Origin of the sequence: Rhizobacter sp. AJA081-3, assembly GCF_017795745.1 — a bacterium.
GTDB lineage: Bacteria > Pseudomonadota > Gammaproteobacteria > Burkholderiales > Burkholderiaceae_C > Piscinibacter.
This window is the reverse complement of the sequence record NZ_CP059067.1, coordinates 1037384-1055722: the sequence shown is the minus strand read 5'-3', so window position 1 is coordinate 1055722 and position 18339 is coordinate 1037384. Positions and strand designations below refer to the sequence as shown.

General features: G+C 69.4%; 16 protein-coding genes. 4 read left to right on the top strand and 12 right to left on the bottom strand.

The window, feature by feature from the left end:
- Positions 1-19 precede the first annotated feature (19 nt).
- Positions 20-1108: a BMP family ABC transporter substrate-binding protein gene (locus HZ992_RS05220; protein ID WP_209385627.1), complete on the bottom strand. Its 1089-nt coding sequence runs from the start codon at positions 1106-1108 to the stop codon at positions 20-22.
- 176 nt (positions 1109-1284) lie between these two features.
- On the opposite strand from HZ992_RS05220, the gene HZ992_RS05215 reads away from it, so the two are divergent.
- Positions 1285-1590, top strand: coding sequence for a hypothetical protein (locus HZ992_RS05215; RefSeq protein WP_209385626.1), 306 nt, complete (start codon positions 1285-1287; stop codon positions 1588-1590).
- On the opposite strand, the gene HZ992_RS05210 is transcribed toward HZ992_RS05215, so the two are convergent.
- From HZ992_RS05210 to HZ992_RS05170, 9 genes are all read right to left on the bottom strand, one after another.
- Entirely contained in the window at positions 1584-2642 is a 1059-nt protein-coding gene (locus HZ992_RS05210; protein ID WP_209385625.1) for an adenosine deaminase, read from the bottom strand. The two genes, HZ992_RS05215 and HZ992_RS05210, sit on opposite strands and share 7 nt — an antisense overlap.
- A gap of 12 nt (positions 2643-2654) precedes the next feature.
- Positions 2655-3614, bottom strand: coding sequence for an aromatic ring-hydroxylating oxygenase subunit alpha (locus HZ992_RS05205; protein ID WP_209385624.1), 960 nt, complete (start codon positions 3612-3614; stop codon positions 2655-2657).
- 82 nt (positions 3615-3696) lie between these two features.
- Positions 3697-4863 carry a BMP family ABC transporter substrate-binding protein gene (locus tag HZ992_RS05200; RefSeq protein WP_209385623.1) on the bottom strand — a complete coding sequence of 389 codons (1167 nt, stop codon included), beginning with the start codon at positions 4861-4863 and terminating at the stop codon, positions 3697-3699.
- A 66-nt stretch (positions 4864-4929) separates the two neighbouring features.
- Entirely contained in the window at positions 4930-5850 is a 921-nt protein-coding gene (locus HZ992_RS05195; protein ID WP_209385622.1) for an ABC transporter permease, read from the bottom strand.
- A gap of 1 nt (position 5851) precedes the next feature.
- Positions 5852-6991 carry an ABC transporter permease gene (locus tag HZ992_RS05190; RefSeq protein ID WP_209385621.1) on the bottom strand — a complete coding sequence of 380 codons (1140 nt, stop codon included), beginning with the start codon at positions 6989-6991 and terminating at the stop codon, positions 5852-5854.
- Positions 6978-8504: an ABC transporter ATP-binding protein gene (locus HZ992_RS05185; RefSeq protein ID WP_209385620.1), complete on the bottom strand. Its 1527-nt coding sequence runs from the start codon at positions 8502-8504 to the stop codon at positions 6978-6980. The genes HZ992_RS05190 and HZ992_RS05185 overlap by 14 nt, the downstream gene beginning before the upstream one ends.
- Before the next feature lie 61 nt (positions 8505-8565).
- Positions 8566-9423, bottom strand: coding sequence for an outer envelope protein (locus HZ992_RS05180; protein WP_209385619.1), 858 nt, complete (start codon positions 9421-9423; stop codon positions 8566-8568).
- Between the two features lie 72 nt (positions 9424-9495).
- Positions 9496-10788, bottom strand: coding sequence for a guanine deaminase (gene guaD / locus HZ992_RS05175; RefSeq protein ID WP_209385618.1), 1293 nt, complete (start codon positions 10786-10788; stop codon positions 9496-9498).
- On the bottom strand, positions 10785-11777 hold the full coding sequence (locus HZ992_RS05170; protein ID WP_209385617.1) for a LysR family transcriptional regulator: 993 nt from the start codon (positions 11775-11777) through the stop codon (positions 10785-10787). Before HZ992_RS05170 ends, guaD begins: the two co-directional genes overlap by 4 nt.
- Positions 11778-11871: 94 nt before the next feature.
- Between HZ992_RS05170 and xdhA the strand changes: the two genes are divergently transcribed.
- From xdhA to xdhC, 3 genes are read left to right on the top strand one after another with little or no spacing between them, the layout of a single operon-like run.
- On the top strand, positions 11872-13392 hold the full coding sequence (xdhA, locus tag HZ992_RS05165) for a xanthine dehydrogenase small subunit (protein WP_209385616.1): 1521 nt from the start codon (positions 11872-11874) through the stop codon (positions 13390-13392).
- A 1-nt stretch (position 13393) separates the two neighbouring features.
- Entirely contained in the window at positions 13394-15721 is a 2328-nt protein-coding gene (gene xdhB, locus HZ992_RS05160) for a xanthine dehydrogenase molybdopterin binding subunit (RefSeq protein ID WP_209385615.1), read from the top strand.
- A gap of 4 nt (positions 15722-15725) precedes the next feature.
- Complete coding sequence (xdhC, locus tag HZ992_RS05155) at positions 15726-16604, top strand: xanthine dehydrogenase accessory protein XdhC (protein WP_209385614.1); 879 nt, start codon at positions 15726-15728, stop codon at positions 16602-16604.
- Here the strand turns inward: xdhC and HZ992_RS05150 are convergent.
- Complete coding sequence (locus tag HZ992_RS05150) at positions 16550-17326, bottom strand: Crp/Fnr family transcriptional regulator (RefSeq protein ID WP_209385613.1); 777 nt, start codon at positions 17324-17326, stop codon at positions 16550-16552. The genes xdhC and HZ992_RS05150 overlap by 55 nt on opposite strands.
- Positions 17327-17448: 122 nt before the next feature.
- Positions 17449-18327 carry a 2-hydroxy-3-oxopropionate reductase gene (gene glxR, locus HZ992_RS05145; RefSeq protein WP_209385612.1) on the bottom strand — a complete coding sequence of 293 codons (879 nt, stop codon included), beginning with the start codon at positions 18325-18327 and terminating at the stop codon, positions 17449-17451.
- Positions 18328-18339 lie beyond the last annotated feature (12 nt).

The following is an 18339-nucleotide window of genomic DNA, read 5'->3' as shown; positions in this document are numbered from 1 at the left end:
CCCCGTGGATACGATGGGCTCATTGTCCCGGCAAGCTGCCGACCACGCCAGCGGCCAGCCAGTTCATCGTGGCGATGGCCGCGTCGTCGAGCGTGCCGCGCGGCAGGCGCTCCGTGCCGGCGTTGTCGACGAGCCGGCCGGAGAAGGGCTTGAGCTTGCCGGCGACCACCGCCTGGCGCCGGGCCTCCAGCTGCGCACGCAGCTCCTTCGGCAGCGAGGTATCGACCGCGCTGAGCTGCACCAGGCCGTCCTTCATGCCGGCCCACACCGGCTGCGCCTTCCAGCGCCCATCGAGCACCGATTGCGCCACGAGCGTGTAGTGGCCACCCCAGTGGTGGGTCACGGCCGCCAGCTGTGCGTCGGGCGCGAAGGCCTTCATGTCGCTCTGGTAGGCGATCACGCGCACGCCCTTGTCCCTGAACGCGGCCTGCGCCGCCTGCGGCACGGCGGGTGAGCCGCTGTGGTTGGTGAGCACGTCGGCGCCCTGGTTGATCAGGGTCTGCGCCGCCTCGCGCTCGCGCGCCGGGTCGAACCAGGCGTTCAGCCACAGCACACGCAGCTGCGCCTTCGGGTTCGCTTCCCGCATGCCGATCGCGAAGGCGTTGATGCCCTGCACCACCTCGGGCACCGGAAAGCCGGCCACGTAGCCGGCAATGCCCGACTTGCTGGTCTTGCCGGCCAGCCAGCCGGCCAGGTAGCGCGCCTCGTAGTAGCGCGCGTTGTAGGTGTTCAGGTTGGCCGCCGTCTTGTAGCCGCCGACGTGCTCGAACTTCACGTTGGGGAACTCGGCCGCCACGCGCAGCGCCGGCTCGAGGTAGCCGAAGCTGGTGGCGAAGATGAGCTGGTAGCCCTGCGCCGCGAGGTCGCGCATCACACGTTCGGAATCGGCACCCTCGGCCACGGCCTCGACCACGGTGGTCTGCACGCGCGCGCCGAGCGCACGCTCCATCTCGCGGCGGCCGAGGTCGTGCTGGTAGCTCCAGCCGGCCTCGCCGACGGGGCTGACGTAGACGAAGGCGAGCTTCAGCGGCGGCGTCTGGGCGGGGGTGTGGAAGGGACTCAGCAACGCAGCGGCGAGCGCGGCCGCGCGGGCGAGGTTTTTGTGCATGGTGTTCCTCTACATGGCTCCGGATGAAAAGCACGAAGCGGCAGGGAGCACTGCCGCTTCGTGGCGTCGATTGTCGCAGCAAGGCCATCCGGATACCCGCGCAGGGCTCGCGTCTATTTGCGAATCGTTCTCATTTGCGACAGAATCGGCGCCATGTTCCGTGCAGGAGAAAGCCCATGCCGTCGCGCATCCGCCCCATGACCGAAGAACATGAACTGCCCAGCCTGGAGGCCATGCTCGCCGGCACGCTGGCGCTGATGACGGGCTACAGCCAGGCGCTGCAGGCCGATCTGCACCCGCAGCAGCGCCTGCTGATGGGCGCGAAGATCGGCAGCAACCTCGACCTGCTGGCCGGCCACGTTGGTCTGAGCGAATCCTTCCAGCGCATCCTGCTGGGCCTGCGCGCGCGCTGGCAGCTGATGAGCGCCTGCACGGAGCAGGCCGAGCCGCGCGCACTGCCCGCGTCGGCCCGGCTTCACTGAGGCGAAGCCGCCTCCTCGAAGGCCAGATCGAGCTGGTTGATCCAGTGCGACTTGGCGCCGGCATCGGCGAAGCTGGCCTCGAAGCTGTTGCGCGCCAGCGTGTAGGCCTCGCGCGCGCCGAGCTGCGGCAGCGCGGCGAAGGTCTCCATGAAGTTCTGGTTCATGTAGCCGCCGAAGTAGGCCGGGTCGTCGGAATTGATGGTGGCCTTCAGTCCGGCGGCCAGCAGCGCGGGCAGGTTGTGATCGGCCATGGTCTCGAACACGCACAGCTTCACGTTGGACAGCGGGCACACCGTCAGTGCCATGCCCTCGGCGGCCAGGCGCTGCACGAGCGCCGGGTCTTCCACGCAACGCACGCCATGGTCGATGCGCTCGACGTGCAGCACATCGAGCGCGCTGCGGATGTAGGCCGGAGGCCCCTCCTCGCCGGCGTGCGCCACCAGATGCAGCCCGGCCTCGCGCGCCCGCGCAAACACGCGCGCGAACTTCTCCGGCGGGTGGCCGCGTTCGCTGCTGTCCAGGCCGACGCCGATGAAGTGGTGCTTGTAGGGCAGCGCCTCCTCCAGCGTCGCCATCGCCTCGTCTTCGCTGAGGTGGCGCAGGAAGCACAGGATCAGCTTGGCGCTGATGCGCATCTCCTGGTGGGCGCGGTGACAGGCATGGTCCAGACCCTTGATCACCGTCTCGAAAGGCACGCCGCGAACGGTGTGAGTCTGCGGGTCGAAGAAGATCTCGGTGTGGATGACGTTGTCGGCCGCGGCGCGCTCGAGGTAGGCCCAGGCCATGTCGAAGAAGTCTTCCTCCTTCAGCAGCACGCTGGCGCCGGCGTAGTAGATGTCGAGGAAGCTCTGCAGGTCGGTGAAGGCGTAGGCGGCGCGCAATGCCTCCACGCTGGCGTAGGGCAGCGTCACGCCGTTGCGCTGCGCGAGCCTGAAGATCAGTTCCGGCTCGAGCGAGCCCTCGATGTGGATGTGCAGCTCGGCCTTGGGCATGGCGCGCAACAGCCCGGGCAGCCGCCAGCGCGGGATGGCGTCGAAGTTCATGGTGCTCATGGGTTCGGCTCCTCAGCAGATCCCGAAGGAGATGCCGCATTCCAGCAGGAAGCGGCGGTAGGCGGCCGAGCTGCGGTCGGCGGCGCAGTGCACTTCGCCGCCGGACACCGGCAGCCGGCGCGGCACTTGCGACTCCAGCACCGGCTGGTCCTGCGTGAAGATGGTGTGCTGGAAGGCGCTCAGTTCCTCGTCGCTCGAGTCGTGGTCGGTGACGGCCATGCGGAACCAGACGCGGCTCTTCTCGGGCTCCACAGGGCAGACGAACAGCGCGATCTCGTCGCGGTAGCCGTCCTGCAGCTGCGGCAGCTTGGTGAGCACTGCGGTGTAGGGCGCCATCACCTCGTAGCGGTAGTCGACCCAGCTGCCTTCGGTGGACAGGCGGTTGCTCTGCGGCTGCCAGGCACGGCAGCCGCTGGCCACGAAGCCGGTGGCCGTGCTCTGCACGCGGTAGTCGTCGAGCGAGGTGTGCCCACGGTCGCCCAGCCAGCCTTCGTGCACGAAGCCGAAGTGCGCCAGGTCGAGGAAATTCTCGACGATGCGCGGCGCGCTGGTCGCCACGTCGTAGGGGCCGACGTTGAGCTTGCGCAGCTTCGCATCGGCCTCGCCATCGAAGCGCGGCAGGTTCACCCCGCCGTCGAGCTGCAGCCAGAGCAGCCCATGCGCTTGCAGCACGCGCAGCGGGCTCAATGCGTGCGAGTCCGAGGGCGTGAACGAGGGCAGCGCCGGGATCTGCGTGCAGCGCCCGGCGCCGTCGAAGCGCCAGCCGTGGTACGGACATTCGATCTGCCCTTCGCAGACCCGCCCGAGGGACAGTTTCGTGCCGCGGTGCGGGCAGCGGTCGCGCGCGGCGCAGGGCATGCCGGAGGCGTCGCGCCAGAGCACGTAGTCTTCGGCCAGCAGCCGCACAGCCAGGGGAACCTCGCCGAGCGCCTGGGCGTCGAGCACGGGGTGGGCAAAATTCGCTTCGTTCATGGTTCGGGTCCCGACAAGAAACAAGGCCGCCGGGTGTTCGTCACACCGCGGCGGCCTGCTCGCATGGCAGTTCAGCCGGCGATCACTTGTCGCCCGGCACCTTGCCTTCCACGCCCTTGACGTAGAACTTGACGCCGCCGAGCCACTTGTCGTCGGCGACCTCGTCCTTCTTCAGGACCTCCTTGCCGTCCTGGCCGAGGATCGGGCCCTTCCAGATCGCGAAGCTGCCGTCCTTCAGGCCGGCCTTGACCGTCTCGACCTTGGCCTTGATCTCGGCGGGCACCTTGTCGGAGATGGACACGATGTCGATCGTGCCTTCCTTGACGCCCCACCAGGAGCCCGTGCCGCCGGTCCACTTGCCTTCGAGCGCATCGCGCGTGGCCTTGATGTAGTACGGGCCCCAGTTGATGATGGCCGAGGCCAGGTGCGCTTCGGGCGAGTAGGCGCTCATGTCGCTGTCCCAACCGAAGGCGAACTTCTTGGCCTTACCAGCCGTCTGCAGCACGGCCGAGGAGTCGGTGTTCTGGAACAGCACGTCGGCGCCGCCGTTGAGCAGCGATTGCGCGGCTTCGGTTTCCTTGGGCGGGTTGAACCATTCGTTGACCCAGACCACCTTGGTCTTGACCTTCGGGTTCACCGACTGCGCGCCCAGCGTGAAGCTGTTGATGTTGCGGATCACCTCGGGGATGGGGATCGAGCCGACCACGCCCAGCGTGTTCGACTTGGTCATCGCGCCGGCGATGACGCCGGCCATGTAGGCACCTTCATAGGTGCGGCTGTCGTAGGTGCGCATGTTCTCGGCCTGCTTGTAGCCGGTGGCATGCTCGAACTTCACGTCCTTGAGGTCGGCCGCGGTCTTGAGCATTGGCTCCATGTAGCCGAAGGTGGTGCCGAAGATCAGCTTGTTGCCCTGGCTGGCCATGTCGCGGAACACGCGCTCGGCGTCGGCAGCTTCGGGCACCTTCTCGACGAAGCTGGTGACCACCTTGTCGCCGAACTCCTTCTCGACCGCCTTGCGGCCGTTGTCGTGCGCAAAGGTCCAGCCGCCGTCGCCCACCGGGCCGACGTAGGCGAAGGCGATCTTCAGCGGCTCGGGCTTGGCCGGGGCGGCGGCCACCGGCGAGGCAGCGGGCGCGGCGGCCGGCGGCGCCGGTTCTTCCTTCTTGCCGCAGCCCACCAGGGCCGCGGCGGCCGCCAGCGAACTCCAGCCGGCCAGTTTGATCAGCGAACGCTTGCTTTGTGACGTCATGTCGTCTCCAGGTTGAGGTGCGAGAGGAGCGGGAAAACAAGAATTATGGGTCAGCGCGACAGCGCGTCAGGACCCCGGGAAGAACGGCTTGCCAATGGACGCCGGCATGTTCACCTTGATGAAGTTGGCGTTGCGCGAGATCAGCACCAGCACCACGATGGTGGCCACGTAGGGCAGCATGGTGAGGAACTGGCTGGGCACCTGGACGCCTTCTCCCTGGAGGTGGAACTGCAGCATCGTCACGCCGCCGAAGAGATAGGCACCGAGCAAGACACGTGCCGGTCGCCAGGTGGCGAAGGTGGTGAGCGCCAGCGCGATCCAGCCCTTGCCGGCGATCATGCCTTCCACCCACAGCGGCGTGTAGATCACCGAGATGTAGGCGCCCGACACCCCGCACAGCGCACCGCCGACCATCACCGCCATCAGCCGGATGCGCCGCACCGGGTAGCCCAGTGCGTGCGCCGACTCGGGCGACTCGCCGACCGCGCGCAGCACCAGGCCGGCGCGCGAGCGGTAAAGGAACCACGCCAGCGCGATCGTCAGCAGCACGGCGATGTAGACCATCGGGTGCTGCTTGAACATCGCCGGGCCGATGAACGGGATGTCCGACAGCACGGGGATGTCGAAGTGCGCGCGCTCGCTGAGCTTCTCCTGCGTGTACTTGATGCCCACGAAGGCCGAGAAGCCGGTGCCGAACAGGCTCAGCGCCAGGCCGGTGGCGTACTGGTTGGTGTTGAGCCAGATGACCAGCACGCCGAAGGCCGCGGCCATCAAGGCGCCGGCGCCGGCGCCGGCCGCGAAGGCCAGCCAGTCGTTGCCGGTGGTCACCGCGGTGGCGAAGCCGGCGACGGCGGCCACCAGCATCATGCCTTCGGCACCGAGGTTGACGATGCCGGCGCGCTCGTTGATGAGCAGGCCGAGCGCCGCGATGGCCAGCACGGTGCCGGCGTTGAAGGTGGCCGCGAGCAGGAGTGCGAAGGATTCCATGTCAGGCTCCCTTTCCGGTGGTGGCGGTGGTGCCCGCGCCGGTGCTCACGGGCGCCGGCGCGGCCGGCTTGGCGGCGTGCGGCTGCGCCGACTTCCAGCGGATGCGGTAGTGGATCAGCGTGTCGCAGGCCAGCAGCGTGAACAGCAGCAGGCCCTGGAACACGCCGGTCAGCGACTTGGGCAGGCCCAGTCGCGACTGCGCGAGTTCGCCGCCGATGTAGAACATGCTCATCAGCACCGCCGAGAAGATCGCGCCCACCGGGTGCAGGCGGCCGACGAAGGCGACGATGATGGCGGCGAAGCCGTAGCCCGCCGGCACGTGCGGCGTGAGCTGGCCCAGCGGCCCGGCCGCTTCGAGCGCGCCGGCCAGGCCGGCCATGCCACCCGACAGCAGCAACGCCATCCACAAGGCCTTGCGCGACGAGAAGCCGGCGTAGCGCGCCGCCGCCGGCGCCAGGCCGCCGACCTGCAGCTGGAAGCCGGCGTAGGTGCGGAACAGCAGCACCCAGAACACCGCCACCAGCACCAGCGCGATCGGCAGTCCGAGGTTGACGCGCGAGCCGTCGAACAGCCGAGGCACCTGCGTGCTCTTCAGGAAGGTGATGGTCTGCGGGAAGTTGTAGCCCGCCGGGTCCTTCCAGGGGCCGTAGACGAGGTAGCTCAGCACCATGTCGGCGATGTAGACCATCATCAGGCTGACCAGGATCTCGCTGGCGTTGAAGCGGTCGCGCAGCAGCGCCACGATGCCCGCCCAGACCATGCCGCCGAGCACGCCGGCGAGCAGCACCGGCACGACGATCCAGCGCCCCGTCTCCGGCCCGGCCTGCATGGCCACGCCGCTGGCGAAGATGGCACCGACGATGAACTGCCCCTCGGCGCCGATGTTCCACACGTTGGAGCGGAAGCACACCGACAGCCCGAGCGCGATGAGCAGCAGCGGCGTGGCCTTCATGGCCAGCTCCGACAGCGCGTAGGCGCTCTTCACCGGCTCGATGAAGAAGACGTAGAGGCCGCGCATCGGGTCTTTGCCCAGCGCGACGAAGAGGATGGTACCCAGCACCACGGTGATCGCCAGCGCCAGCAGTGGCGAGGCGATCGACATGACCCTCGATGCTTCCGGGCGGGCTTCAAGCTTGAGCATGATCCGCCTCCTTCGCGTCGGCCTTGTCCCACAGGCCGGACATCCACTCGCCGATCATCTCGATGGTCGCCTTCGAGGTCGCGATGCTCGGCGACACCTTGCCCTGCGCGATGACGACGAGGCGGTCGCAGATCTCGAACAGCTCGTCGAGCTCCTCGCTGACGACCAGCAGCGCGCAGCCCTTGTCGCGCAGCGCCAGCAGCTCGCCGCGGATCTGCGCGGCGGCGCCGACGTCCACGCCCCAGGTCGGCTGCGAGACGATCAGCAGCTTCGGGTCGGCATCGATCTCGCGGCCGACGATGAACTTCTGCAGGTTGCCACCCGACAGGCTCTTGGCTGCCGCCTGCGGCCCGCCGGCCTTCACGTTGAAGCGCTTGATCAGGTCCTGCGCGAGCTGCGTGACCTCGGCAGTGCGGATCCAGCCCGAGCGCTCGACCGTGCCGGTGCGCGTGAGCAGCGTGTTCTGCGCGAGCGACAGCGTGGGCACCGCGCCGCGGCCCAGGCGCTCCTCGGGCACGAAGTGCAGGCCTTCCTTGCGTCGCTTGCGCGGCGAGTCGTGCGAGATGTCCTGGCCGAACAGCGCGATCGATCCGGTGGGCGCGCGCAAGTCCTCGCCGGACAGCGCGGCCATCAGCTCCTGCTGGCCGTTGCCCGAGACCCCCGCGATGCCGACGATCTCGCCGGCGCGCACGTCGAAGGCGATGTCCGACAGTTCGGTGGCGAACGGGTCGTCCTTGGGCACCGACAGCCCCTTCACCGCGAGCACCGTGCCGCCCAGCTTGGCCTGGATGTGCTGCAGTTGCGGCGGCTCGGCGCCGATCATCAGGCGCGAGAGGCTGGCGTTGCTTTCCAGTGTCGGGTCGACCTCGCCGGTGACCTTGCCGCCGCGCAGCACCGTGCAGTGGTGGCACAGCGCGCGGATCTCGTCGAGCTTGTGGCTGATGTACAGGATGGAGCAGCCTTCGTCGGCCAGCTTGCGCAGCGTGACGAAGAGCTTGTCGACCGCCTGCGGCGTCAGCACCGAGGTCGGCTCATCGAGGATCAGCAGCTTGGGGTTGGTGAGCAGCGCGCGCACGATCTCGACGCGCTGGCGCTCGCCCACCGACAGCGTGTGCACCGGGCGCAGCGCATCGACGTCCAGCCCGTAGACGCTGGCGACCTGATTGATGCGCTCGGTCACTTCGGCGAGCGTCAGGCTCTTGTCGAGGCCGAGCCAGACGTTCTCGGCCGCCGTCAGCGTGTCGAACAGGCTGAAGTGCTGGTAGACCATGCTGATGCCCAGCTGCCGCGCCTGCGCGGGCGAGGCGATCTGCACGGCCTGGCCGTTCCAGCGGATCTCGCCCTCGTCGGGGCGGACGGCGCCGTAGATCATCTTCATCATGGTCGACTTGCCCGCGCCGTTCTCGCCCAGCACGGCATGGATCTCGCCGGGCTTGACGCGCAGGTTGACGCGGTCGTTGGCCTTGACGGCCGGGTACTGCTTGCTGATGTCGATCAGTTCGAGGCGAAGCATGTCTCCTCCTTCGCGGGTTGCCCGCGGCCTGCTGGCCGCGGGTCGGGTTCCCTGCCTCAGATCAGAAGTGGTACTCGGCGCGAAGCATAGGCGTCTTCGCGAACGCGCCGTCGCCGGCCGGGCCGGACGCGTCGTTGCCGAACTTGTTCTTCCAGTACTGGTACTCCAGGCCGACCTTGAAAGTGCCCTTGGGGCCGCCGGAGAGCGCGCCGACGTCGAGCATGATCTGCATGTCGATGTTGGTCTCGGCCGCGGTGTCGCCGCCGAATTCGTTCTTGCCCTTGGAGGCGATGAAGTTGGCGAAGCCCTCGAACGAGATCGGGATCTCCTTGGACAGCGGGATGCCCCAGGCGGCCGTCAGCATCGGGTGCGTCTTGTAGCTGTAGCGCGGCGTGCTGGTGTTCGAGAAGGTGTTGTACGGCGCGTTGCTCTCCTTGAGCACCAGCAGGCCGACGTTCAGGAAGCCGGGCACGTCGATGCTGAGCGTCGGGCCGAACACGAACATGCGCTTCTTGGAGTTGTAGCCCGCGTCGGTCTTGGCGTTGACGTCGAAACCGAGGGTCAGGCCGACACCGCGGACCGGCCCGAACTTCATCGGCGTGCCGGTGGTCTTCTCGATGTCCAGCGTGTTGCGGTAGACGATGTAGACCTCGTGCGCACCGTTGGTGGAGCCGGCGCCGGCCGGGTCCTTCTCGTCGGACATCAGGAAGTCGGCATTGAAGAAGTTCGAGCCGTACTTGTAGCCGCTGACGTGCGTCAGGTTGACGATGTTCTTGTGGATCTCGGTCGAGCCGAAGGGCTCGGCGAACTTGCTGCCGGTGCGAAAGCCGATCGAGGTGTCGCTCCAGTCGGCGGCGTGGCCGGCGGTGGAGGCCGCGACAAGCAGCGCGGCGGCGGTGATCTTGCTGAGAGCGTGCATGGTTGTCCTTTGTGTGATGGGTGAAACGGATTCGGCAAGGTGCCGGAAGGCCCGAAGCGCAATTTCCATGCCTCAGCTCCGGCGGTAGGCGGGGCGGCCGGCCACGTAGGCCGCCGCGAGGTTGCGCTCGTCGCCGAGCGTGAGCCAGGCGAACACCTGCTCGTGCAAGGCCTGGGCGACGGCCATGCGGCGCCCGGCCACCGGGCCGACGGCCCAGTCCCACACCGCCACGTCGGCATGGCGGCCGGGCTCCAGCGAACCGATCTCGTCGCCCAGGCCGAGCGAGCGCGCCGCGCCACGCGTGGCGGCGTGCAGCGCCTTCCAGGCCGTCAACCGCTCGCCGGCCATCGCCTGCACCTTGTAGGCGTCGGCCAGGGTGCGCAGCATCGACAGGCTGGTGCCGCCGCCCACGTCGGTGGCCAGGCTGACCGCCACACCTGCCGCCTCCGCGGCGCGCCAGCCGAACAGGCCGCTGCCGAGGAACAGGTTGGACGACGGGCTGTGCGCGATCTGCGCGCCGCTGTCGCGCAGCGCGGCACGGTCGGCGTCGTCGAGCCAGATGCCGTGCGCCAGCACGCTGCGCGGGTGCAGCAGCCCGGCACGCGCGTAGACGTCGAGGTAGCTGCGCGCCTCGGGGAAGAGTTCGCGCACCCATTGCACCTCGGCACGGTTCTCGGCCACGTGGGTCTGCATGTACAGCGTCGGGTCCTGCGCGCACAGCCGCCCGGCCATGGCCAGCTGTTCGGGCGAGCTGGTGGGCGCGAAGCGCACCGTCACTGCGTAGGCCAGGCGCTCGTGGCCGTGCCAGCGCTCGATCAGCTCGCGGCAGTCGCGCTCGGCCTGCACCACGTCGTCGCGCAGGCCGTCGGGGGCGTGGCGGTCCATCAGCACCTTGCCGGCGATCAGCCGCATGCCGCGCTGCGCGGCGGCGGCGAACAGCGCGTCGGCCGACACCTTGTGCACGGTCGGGAACACCACCGCCGAGGTGGTGCCGTGCGCCAGCAGCGCGTCGAGGAAGAGCGCCGCGCCGGCCTCCGCCTGCGCGGGATCGGCGTAGCGCCGCTCGGCCGGGAAGGTGTAGGTGTTGAGCCAGTCGAGCAACTCGGTGCCGTAGCTGGCGATCACGTCGAGCTGCGGGCTGTGCACGTGGGTGTCGATGAAGCCGGGCAGCACCAGCCGGCCGGCGTGGTCGTGCCGCTCCCAGCTCGCATCCGGTGCATCGGCCTGCACCGCGACGATGCGCCCGCCTTCGACCAGCAGCCAGTGCGCCGGCCGCCAGCGCACCGCGCTGGACAGCGTCTCGCCCCAGGCCGGTTCGGCCGTGAAGTCGAGCAGGTCGCCGAAGATCGCGACCCGCGCCGTCATGCCTTGCCCTCGGTGCGTGCGCGCGGCCGCCGCAGCATGCCGTGGCCGGACAGGTTGCGCGCCACCTCGCGCACCTGCTCGCGCAACCAGCGGTTGGCGGCGGAGGCGTGGGTCAGGTCGTGCCAGAGCTGGTAGTAGGTCAAGGGCGGGAAGGCCACCGGGCAGCGCACGATGCGCACCGGCAGGCTGTCGACATAGCGCGAGCAGAACAGGCGCCCGGTGGTCAGCACCAGCAGGCTCTGTGCCACCATCAGCGGGATCAGGCTGAAGTGCGCCGTGCGCACCACGATGTCGCGCCGCACGCCCAGCGAAGCCAGGTGCTCGTCGATCACGCCGGGGGCATTGGCATGCAGCGGCGTCGGAGCCACGTGCTGGCACTCGAGGTAGCGCTCGGCGGTCCAGGCGCGCGCGCTCAGCCGGGCGGCCGGGTGGTCCTCGCCGACCAGGCAGACGATCTCGTCGGACATCAGCCGGCCCAGGTGCAGCTCGCCTGGCGGCTCGAGCCAGTTGCCGATCACCAGGTCGACGGCACCCTGCGCCAGGCTGCGCCGGTAGTCGAAGGCGCCGGACAGCGGCATCAGCTCGAGGCGGGCCCCCGGAGCCTGCCGCTGCAGGTGCGCCACCAGCTCGGGCAGGAACAGCGGGTCGAGGTAGTCGCTGGCGGCGATGCGGAAGGTCAGCGCGCTGTGCGCCGGCTCGAAGGACCGCTGGCGCGAATGCGGGCTGAACAGGCGGTCGGCATCCTGCAGCAGGCGGCTGGCCGGGTCCAGGAGTTGCAAGGCCGTCTCGGTGGGCGTCATGCCGTTGCCGGCACGCACCAGCAACGGATCGCCCGTCAGCGCACGCAGCCGCTTGAGCTGGGCGCTGACGGCGGGCTGCGTGCTGTTCAATCGCACGGCGGCCCGGGATACGCTGCGTTCGGTGATCAAGGTCTGCAACACCCGGATGAGATGGAGCTCGATCTTGTCGAAATCGCCGCGCTGTGCCATATGAGTTCCATGATAGGTAATATGCACATGATCGTATACGCAAGCCCGCGCAAGGGCGTACCGTCCGGCCGAACGCATCTGTCCTGAGAGCGCCATGCACACCCGCCCGATCCGCTTCTTCCACCGCGGCCGCGTCGTCGAAGTGGCCGACGCCGCCCCCACCCGCAGCGTGCTCGACTGGCTGCGCGAAGACGCGCGCTGCACCGGCACCAAGGAAGGCTGCAACGAGGGCGATTGCGGCGCCTGCACGGTGGTCATCGGCACGCTCGCCGCGCCGGGCGACAAGCAGGCGGTGCGCGGCCTGACGCTGCAGACGGTGAACGCCTGCATCCAGTTCCTGCCCACGCTGGACGGCAAGGCGCTGTTCAGCGTCGAGGACGTGAAGGCGATCGCGCCGGGCGAGGCGCTGCACCCGACGCAGCAGGCGATGGTCGAGTGCCACGGCTCGCAATGCGGCTTCTGCACGCCGGGCTTCGTGATGTCGATGTGGTCCTGCTACGAGCAGCACCGCGCTGCCGGCAGCGTGCCGACGCGGCAGGCACTGGCCGACGAACTCTCGGGCAACCTGTGCCGCTGCACCGGCTACCGGCCCATCCTCGACGCCGGGCAGCGCATGTTCGAGCTGCCCGCGGCGACGCTCGACACCGCGCCGGTGGTGAAGGCGCTGCGCGACCTGGCAGCGCCGGGCACCTTCCACTACGCGCAGGGCGCGGGCTTCCATGCGCCGAAGACGCTGGACGAACTCGCCTGTCTGCGCGAGGCCAAGCCCGATGCGCGGCTGCTCGCCGGCTCCACCGACGTGGGCCTGTGGGTCAACAAGCAGTTCCGCGAACTCGGCGAGATCGTCTACCTCGGCGAGGTGGCAGAGCTCAAGCGCATCGAGCCGCTCGATGCCGGCGGCCGGGGCGGCCTGTGGATCGGCGCCGGCGCTTCGCTCGAAGCCGCCTGGCGCGCGCTGGCGCAGCGCTGGCCCGCGCTGACCGACGTGTGGCTGCGTTTCGCCTCGCCGCCGATTCGCCATGCCGGCACGATGGGCGGCAACGTCGCCAACGGCTCGCCGATCGGCGACAGCGCGCCGGTGCTGATGGCGCTCGATGCGCAGATCGAACTGCGCCGCGGTCAGCGCGTGCGGCGGATGCCGCTTCCCGATTTCTACGTCGACTACATGAAGAACCGGCTCGAGCCGGGCGAGTTCGTGCAGGCCGTGGTGATCCCCGCGCTGCCGGCACGCCGGCAGGTGCGCGCCTACAAGATCAGCAAGCGTTTCGACTGCGACATCTCGGCGCTGTGCGCCGGCCTCGCGATCGAGCTCGACGGCGACACGGTCAGCGCGGTGCGGCTGGCCTTCGGCGGCCTGGCGGCGGTGGTCAAGCGCGCCGCGGCGGCCGAGGCGGCGCTGGTCGGCCAGCCCTGGTCGCAGGCCAGCGTGGCGGCGGCGCAGGCGGCGCTGGCCGAAGACTTCAAGCCGCTGAGCGACATGCGCGCCAGCGCCGCCTACCGCGCCCAGGTGGCGGCCAACCTGCTGCAGCGCTTCTGGCTCGAGACACGCACGAAAGACCCGCTGCCGGCCAGCGCCACGAGCGTGTTCGCCGCCATGACCCACGAGGAGGCTTGAGATGAACAAGCCGATCGCTCCCGCCCTGCTCTCCACTGCCACGCCGCAGGTCGGCATCGGCCGGCCGCACGAGTCGGCGCACCTGCACGTGGCCGGCGAAGCCACCTACATCGACGACCTGCCCGAGCTCGCCGGCACCCTGCACTGCGCACTCGGCCTGTCGCCGGTGGCGCACGGCACCCTGAAGAGCCTGTCGCTCGACGGCCTGCGCGCCCTGCCCGGCGTGGTGGCCGTGCTGACGGCCGCCGACATCCCCGGCCCGAACGACTGCGGCTCGATCGTGCACGACGAGCCGATCCTCGCCGAGGGCGAACTGCGCTTCCTCGGCCAGCCGGTGTTCGCGGTGATCGCGACGACGCGCGACATCGCGCGCCGCGCCGCCGCGCAAGCCAAGTCGGTGATGCAGATCGAAACGTTGCCCGCCGTGCTGACGCCGCAGGAGGCGCACGCGAAGGGCCAGTACGTGCTGCCGCCCATGCACCTGCAACGCGGGGAGGCGCGATCGGCCATCGAGCGCGCACCGCATCGCATCAAGGGCAGCTTCGACGTCGGCGGGCAGGAACAGTTCTACCTCGAGGGGCAGATCAGCTATGCCATCCCGAAAGAGGACGACGGCATGCTGGTGCACTGCTCGACGCAGCACCCCAGCGAGATGCAGCACCTGGTGGCGCACGCACTGAAGCTGCATGCGCACCACGTGCAGGTCGAGTGCCGGCGCATGGGCGGCGGCTTCGGCGGCAAGGAGTCGCAGTCGGCGCCCTTCGCCTGCATCGCCGCGGTGGCAGCCCGAAAGCTGAACCGCCCCGTCAAGCTGCGCCTGGACCGCGACGACGACTTCCTGATCACCGGCCGGCGCCACTGCTTCTGGTACGAGTACGAGGCGGGCTACGACGACGCGGGCCGCATCCTCGGCGCCGAGGTAACCATGGTGTCGCGCGCCGGCCATTCGGCCGATCTTTCCGGCCCGGTGATGACGCGCGCGCTGTGCCACTTCGACAACGCCTACTGGCTGCCTGACGTGGCCATGCACGGTTATTCGGGCAAGACGAACACGCAGAGCAACACCGCCTTCCGCGGCTTCGGCGGCCCGCAGGGCGCCATCGCCATCGAGAACATCCTTGACAGCGTGGCGCGGACACTCGGCAAGGATGCGCTGGACGTTCGGCGCGTCAACTTCTACGGTCAGGGGCAGAGCACGCCCTACGGACAGAAGGTCGAGGACAACGTCATCCACGAACTGGTGGCCGAGCTGGAGAAGACCAGCGACTACCGCGCCCGGCGGGCCGCCATCGCGAAGTCCAACGCCGCCAGCCCGCTGCTCAAGCGCGGCCTGGCGCTGACGCCGGTGAAGTTCGGCATCTCCTTCAACGTCAAGCATTTCAACCAGGCCGGGGCGCTGGTGCATGTCTACAACGACGGCTCCATCCTGGTGAACCACGGCGGCACCGAGATGGGCCAGGGCCTGAACACCAAGGTGGCGCAGGTGGTGGCGCACGAGCTGGGCGTTCGCTTCGAGTCGGTGCGCGTCACCGCCACCGACACGCAGAAAGTGGCCAACACGTCCGCGACCGCCGCCTCGACGGGCAGCGACCTCAACGGGAAGGCGGCGCAGGATGCTGCGCGACAGATCCGCGAGCGCCTGGCCGCCTGCGCGGCCGCGCACCACGGCGGGGACGCCGCGTCGGTGCGCTTCGCCAATGCCCAGGTCGAAGTGAATGGGCGCAGCCTGCCCTTCTCGGCCGTGGTGGCGCAGGCCTACCAGGACCGCGTGCAGCTCTGGTCCGACGGCTTCTACGCCACCCCCGGCCTGAGCTGGGACCGCGAGAAGCTGCAAGGCCGGCCGTTCTACTACTTCGCCTACGGCGCCGCGGTCAGCGAGGTGCTGGTGGACACGCTGACCGGCGAATGGAAGCTGCTGCGCGCCGACGTGCTGCACGACGTGGGCCGCTCGCTCAACCCGGCCATCGACATCGGCCAGTCGAGGGGCGCCTTCATCCAGGGCATGGGTTGGCTGACGATGGAGGAGCTGGTGTGGCACCCGGTCAGCGGCAAGCTGACGACGCATGCCCCGAGCACCTACAAGATCCCGACGGCCAACGACTGCCCGCCGGTGTTCAACGTGAAGCTGTTCGAGAACGACAACGTCGAAGACAGCATCCACCGCAGCAAGGCGGTCGGCGAGCCGCCGCTGCTGCTGCCCTTCTCGGTCTTCTATGCGATTCGCGATGCGGTGTCGTCCGTGGGCGGGCACCGGGTCGACCCGCCGCTCGCCGCGCCGGCCACCAGCGAATCCATCCTGCGCGCCCTCACGGCCGTGCAGCGGGGCTGAGGCGATGGCGTCCCTGCGAGACACCGCCGCCCGCTGGCTCGCCGAGGGCACGCCGGCGGTGCTGGTGGAGGTGACCCAGGCGCTGGGCTCCGCACCCCGCGAGGCGGGCACGCGCATGCTGGTGAGCACCATGCGCTGCGAAGGCACGATCGGTGGCGGCCACCTGGAGCTGAAGGCGATCGAGCGGGCGCGCCGCCTGCTCGCGGCGGGCGACGCCACCCCCCAGTCGGCGCACTACCCGCTCGGCCCGGCGCTGGGCCAGTGCTGCGGTGGCGCGGTGACGCTGGGCTTCACGCGGCTCGACGCCGCGTCCGTCGCGGCCTGGCCGCTGGCCGCGCCACGCTTTCACCTGCAACTCTATGGCGCCGGCCACGTCGGCCGGGCGATCGTGAACGCACTCGCGCCGCTGAACGTACGCGTGGACTGGATCGACGAGCGCGACGACGAGTTCCCGCCCGACGGCATGCTGCCGGCTCACACGCGCAAGGTCTGCGTCGACACGCTCGAGGCCGAGGTTCGCGAGGCGCCGCGCGGCGCCTTCTACCTCGTGCTCACGCACCGGCACGACCTCGACCTGCGCATCGCCGAGGCGATCCTGCGCCGCGGCGACTTCGGCTTCTTCGGCTTGATCGGATCACAGACGAAACGCGCGCGCTTCATCCACCGCTTCGAGGAACGCGGCATCCCCGCCGAGGCGATCGCGCGCCTGACCTGCCCGATCGGCGTGCCCGGCATCGTGGGCAAGGAGCCCGAGGTGATCGCCGCGTCCGTGGTGGCGCAACTGCTGCAGGCGGCGAGTGCCGCCTGCGAGCCCGCCGGCGCCGAGGCTCAGGCTTCGGCGAGCAGGCGCAGCGCCGCGACGTCCAGCACCTTGACGGTGTAGCCCATCACGTAGATCAGGCCCTTGCGGCTGAGCTGGCGCAGCAGACGCGACAAGGTCTCGGGCGTGATCGCGAGCTGCGACGCGATGTCGCGCTTGCGTTCGCTGAGCGCCACGGTGATCGAGCCATCGCTGCCCGCTTCGCTGGCGCAGCGCTGCAACAACCAAGCGGCAAAGCGGCCTTCGGCGTCCTTGTGCATCAGGTCGTGGGTCGCCATCGTGAGCGAGTGAACCTGTTGCGCAAGCGTCACGACGATGCGCCGGCCGAGTTCGGGGTAGCGTTGCAGCAGCGATTGCACCTCGGCGCGCGGCAGCGTCACCACCTGCACGTCGGACAGCGCCATCGCGTCCTGCGCCGGCGTGCCGCCGAGCCAGGCGCTGCTGGCGTCGATCCAGGCCGGCCCCTGCAGGCTGCGTTCGGGCTGGAACGGCCCGTCGTCGGGCGCGGTCCCCAGCGCCGCGTCGCCGCGGGCAAGCAGGCACAGGTCGCGGGCCTGTTCACGGCTGGAGACGAGCAGGCTGCCCGCAGGCAGCTCTCGCACCTGCGCCATCTCCTGCAAGGCAGAGAGGATCTCGACCGGCAAGGCCGGCGGGCCGAGCACGGCCGTCCAGAACGCGGCGCCGCCCGCCGCTGGCGCCGGGATCGAACCCGGTGCGATTCGGCGCGGCCGCATGGCCCGCACGGGCCGGGCGGAGGTGCCGCTGCTGGTGGTGTGGGTGTCCAAGCGCAGTCCCCGGATGTGGTTCTCGATGGAGTGGACTGTGTCTCGCCCCCTTGACAGGCGTCTTGCGGTGGATCAATAGGCCTGCGTGCCACGCCACCGCGTTGCACGGCCCTTGAGCGGGCTCAGGCGATGTCGTGTCTGGCCAGCAATTCCAGCGCGCGCACCAGTGCCGAGTGGTCCTGGTCCTGCATTCCGTGCGCCGCGCAGGCCTGCATCAGCTGCGCCACGTTGGCCGTGCCCGGCAGGCTCACGCCCAGCGCCTTGGCGCCCTGCAGCGCCAGGTTCAGGTCCTTCTGGTGCAGCGCGATGCGGAAGCCCGGGTTGAAGGTGCGCTTGATCATGCGCTCGCCATGCACCTCGAGGATCCGGCTGGCGGCGAAGCCGCCCATCAGCGCCTGCCTCACCTTGGCCGGGTCGGCCCCGGCCTTGCTCGCGAACACCAGCGCCTCGCCCACCGCGGCGATGTTCAGCGCCACGATGATCTGGTTGGCCACCTTGGTGGTCTGCCCGTCGCCGTTGCCGCCCACCAGGGTGATGTTCTTGCCCATCAGCTGGAAGAGGGGCAGCACCTTGTCGAACGCCGCCTGCGGGCCGCCCACCATGATGGTCAGGCTGGCCGCCTTGGCGCCGACTTCGCCGCCGGACACCGGTGCATCCAGGTAGTCGCAGCCCAGCTCGTTGATCCGCTTGGCAAACGCCTTGGTCTCGATCGGCGAGATGGAGCTCATGTCCACCACCGTCTTGCCCTTGCTCAGCCCCGCTGCCACCCCGCTCTCGCCGAACAGCACCTTCTCCACGTCCGGCGTGTCCGGCACCATCGTGAAGACGATGTCGGCACGCTGCGCCACGTCCTTCGCCGAGCTGCAGGCGACCGCGCCCGCATCGGTGAGCGCCGCAGGTACCTTGCTGCGCGTGTGCACGAACAGCTCGTGCCCTGCCGCTCGCAAGTGGCCCGCCATCGGCGCGCCCATAATGCCCAGCCCGATGAATCCGATCTGCATGTGAGTTCCTTG

Excerpts from the sequence above, each read along its gene's own strand:
- HZ992_RS05220 (WP_209385627.1), bottom strand. The coding sequence starts at position 1,108 with ATGCACAAAAACCTCGCCCGCGCGGCCGCGCTCGCCGCTGCGTTGCTG.
- HZ992_RS05215 (WP_209385626.1), top strand. The coding sequence starts at position 1,285 with ATGCCGTCGCGCATCCGCCCCATGACCGAAGAACATGAACTGCCCAGC.
- HZ992_RS05210 (WP_209385625.1), bottom strand. The coding sequence starts at position 2,642 with ATGAGCACCATGAACTTCGACGCCATCCCGCGCTGGCGGCTGCCCGGG.
- HZ992_RS05205 (WP_209385624.1), bottom strand. The coding sequence starts at position 3,614 with ATGAACGAAGCGAATTTTGCCCACCCCGTGCTCGACGCCCAGGCGCTC.
- HZ992_RS05200 (WP_209385623.1), bottom strand. The coding sequence starts at position 4,863 with ATGACGTCACAAAGCAAGCGTTCGCTGATCAAACTGGCCGGCTGGAGT.
- HZ992_RS05195 (WP_209385622.1), bottom strand. The coding sequence starts at position 5,850 with ATGGAATCCTTCGCACTCCTGCTCGCGGCCACCTTCAACGCCGGCACC.
- HZ992_RS05190 (WP_209385621.1), bottom strand. The coding sequence starts at position 6,991 with ATGCTCAAGCTTGAAGCCCGCCCGGAAGCATCGAGGGTCATGTCGATC.
- HZ992_RS05185 (WP_209385620.1), bottom strand. The coding sequence starts at position 8,504 with ATGCTTCGCCTCGAACTGATCGACATCAGCAAGCAGTACCCGGCCGTC.
- HZ992_RS05180 (WP_209385619.1), bottom strand. The coding sequence starts at position 9,423 with ATGCACGCTCTCAGCAAGATCACCGCCGCCGCGCTGCTTGTCGCGGCC.
- guaD (WP_209385618.1), bottom strand. The coding sequence starts at position 10,788 with ATGACGGCGCGGGTCGCGATCTTCGGCGACCTGCTCGACTTCACGGCC.
- HZ992_RS05170 (WP_209385617.1), bottom strand. The coding sequence starts at position 11,777 with ATGGCACAGCGCGGCGATTTCGACAAGATCGAGCTCCATCTCATCCGG.
- xdhA (WP_209385616.1), top strand. The coding sequence starts at position 11,872 with ATGCACACCCGCCCGATCCGCTTCTTCCACCGCGGCCGCGTCGTCGAA.
- xdhB (WP_209385615.1), top strand. The coding sequence starts at position 13,394 with ATGAACAAGCCGATCGCTCCCGCCCTGCTCTCCACTGCCACGCCGCAG.
- xdhC (WP_209385614.1), top strand. The coding sequence starts at position 15,726 with ATGGCGTCCCTGCGAGACACCGCCGCCCGCTGGCTCGCCGAGGGCACG.
- glxR (WP_209385612.1), bottom strand. The coding sequence starts at position 18,327 with ATGCAGATCGGATTCATCGGGCTGGGCATTATGGGCGCGCCGATGGCG.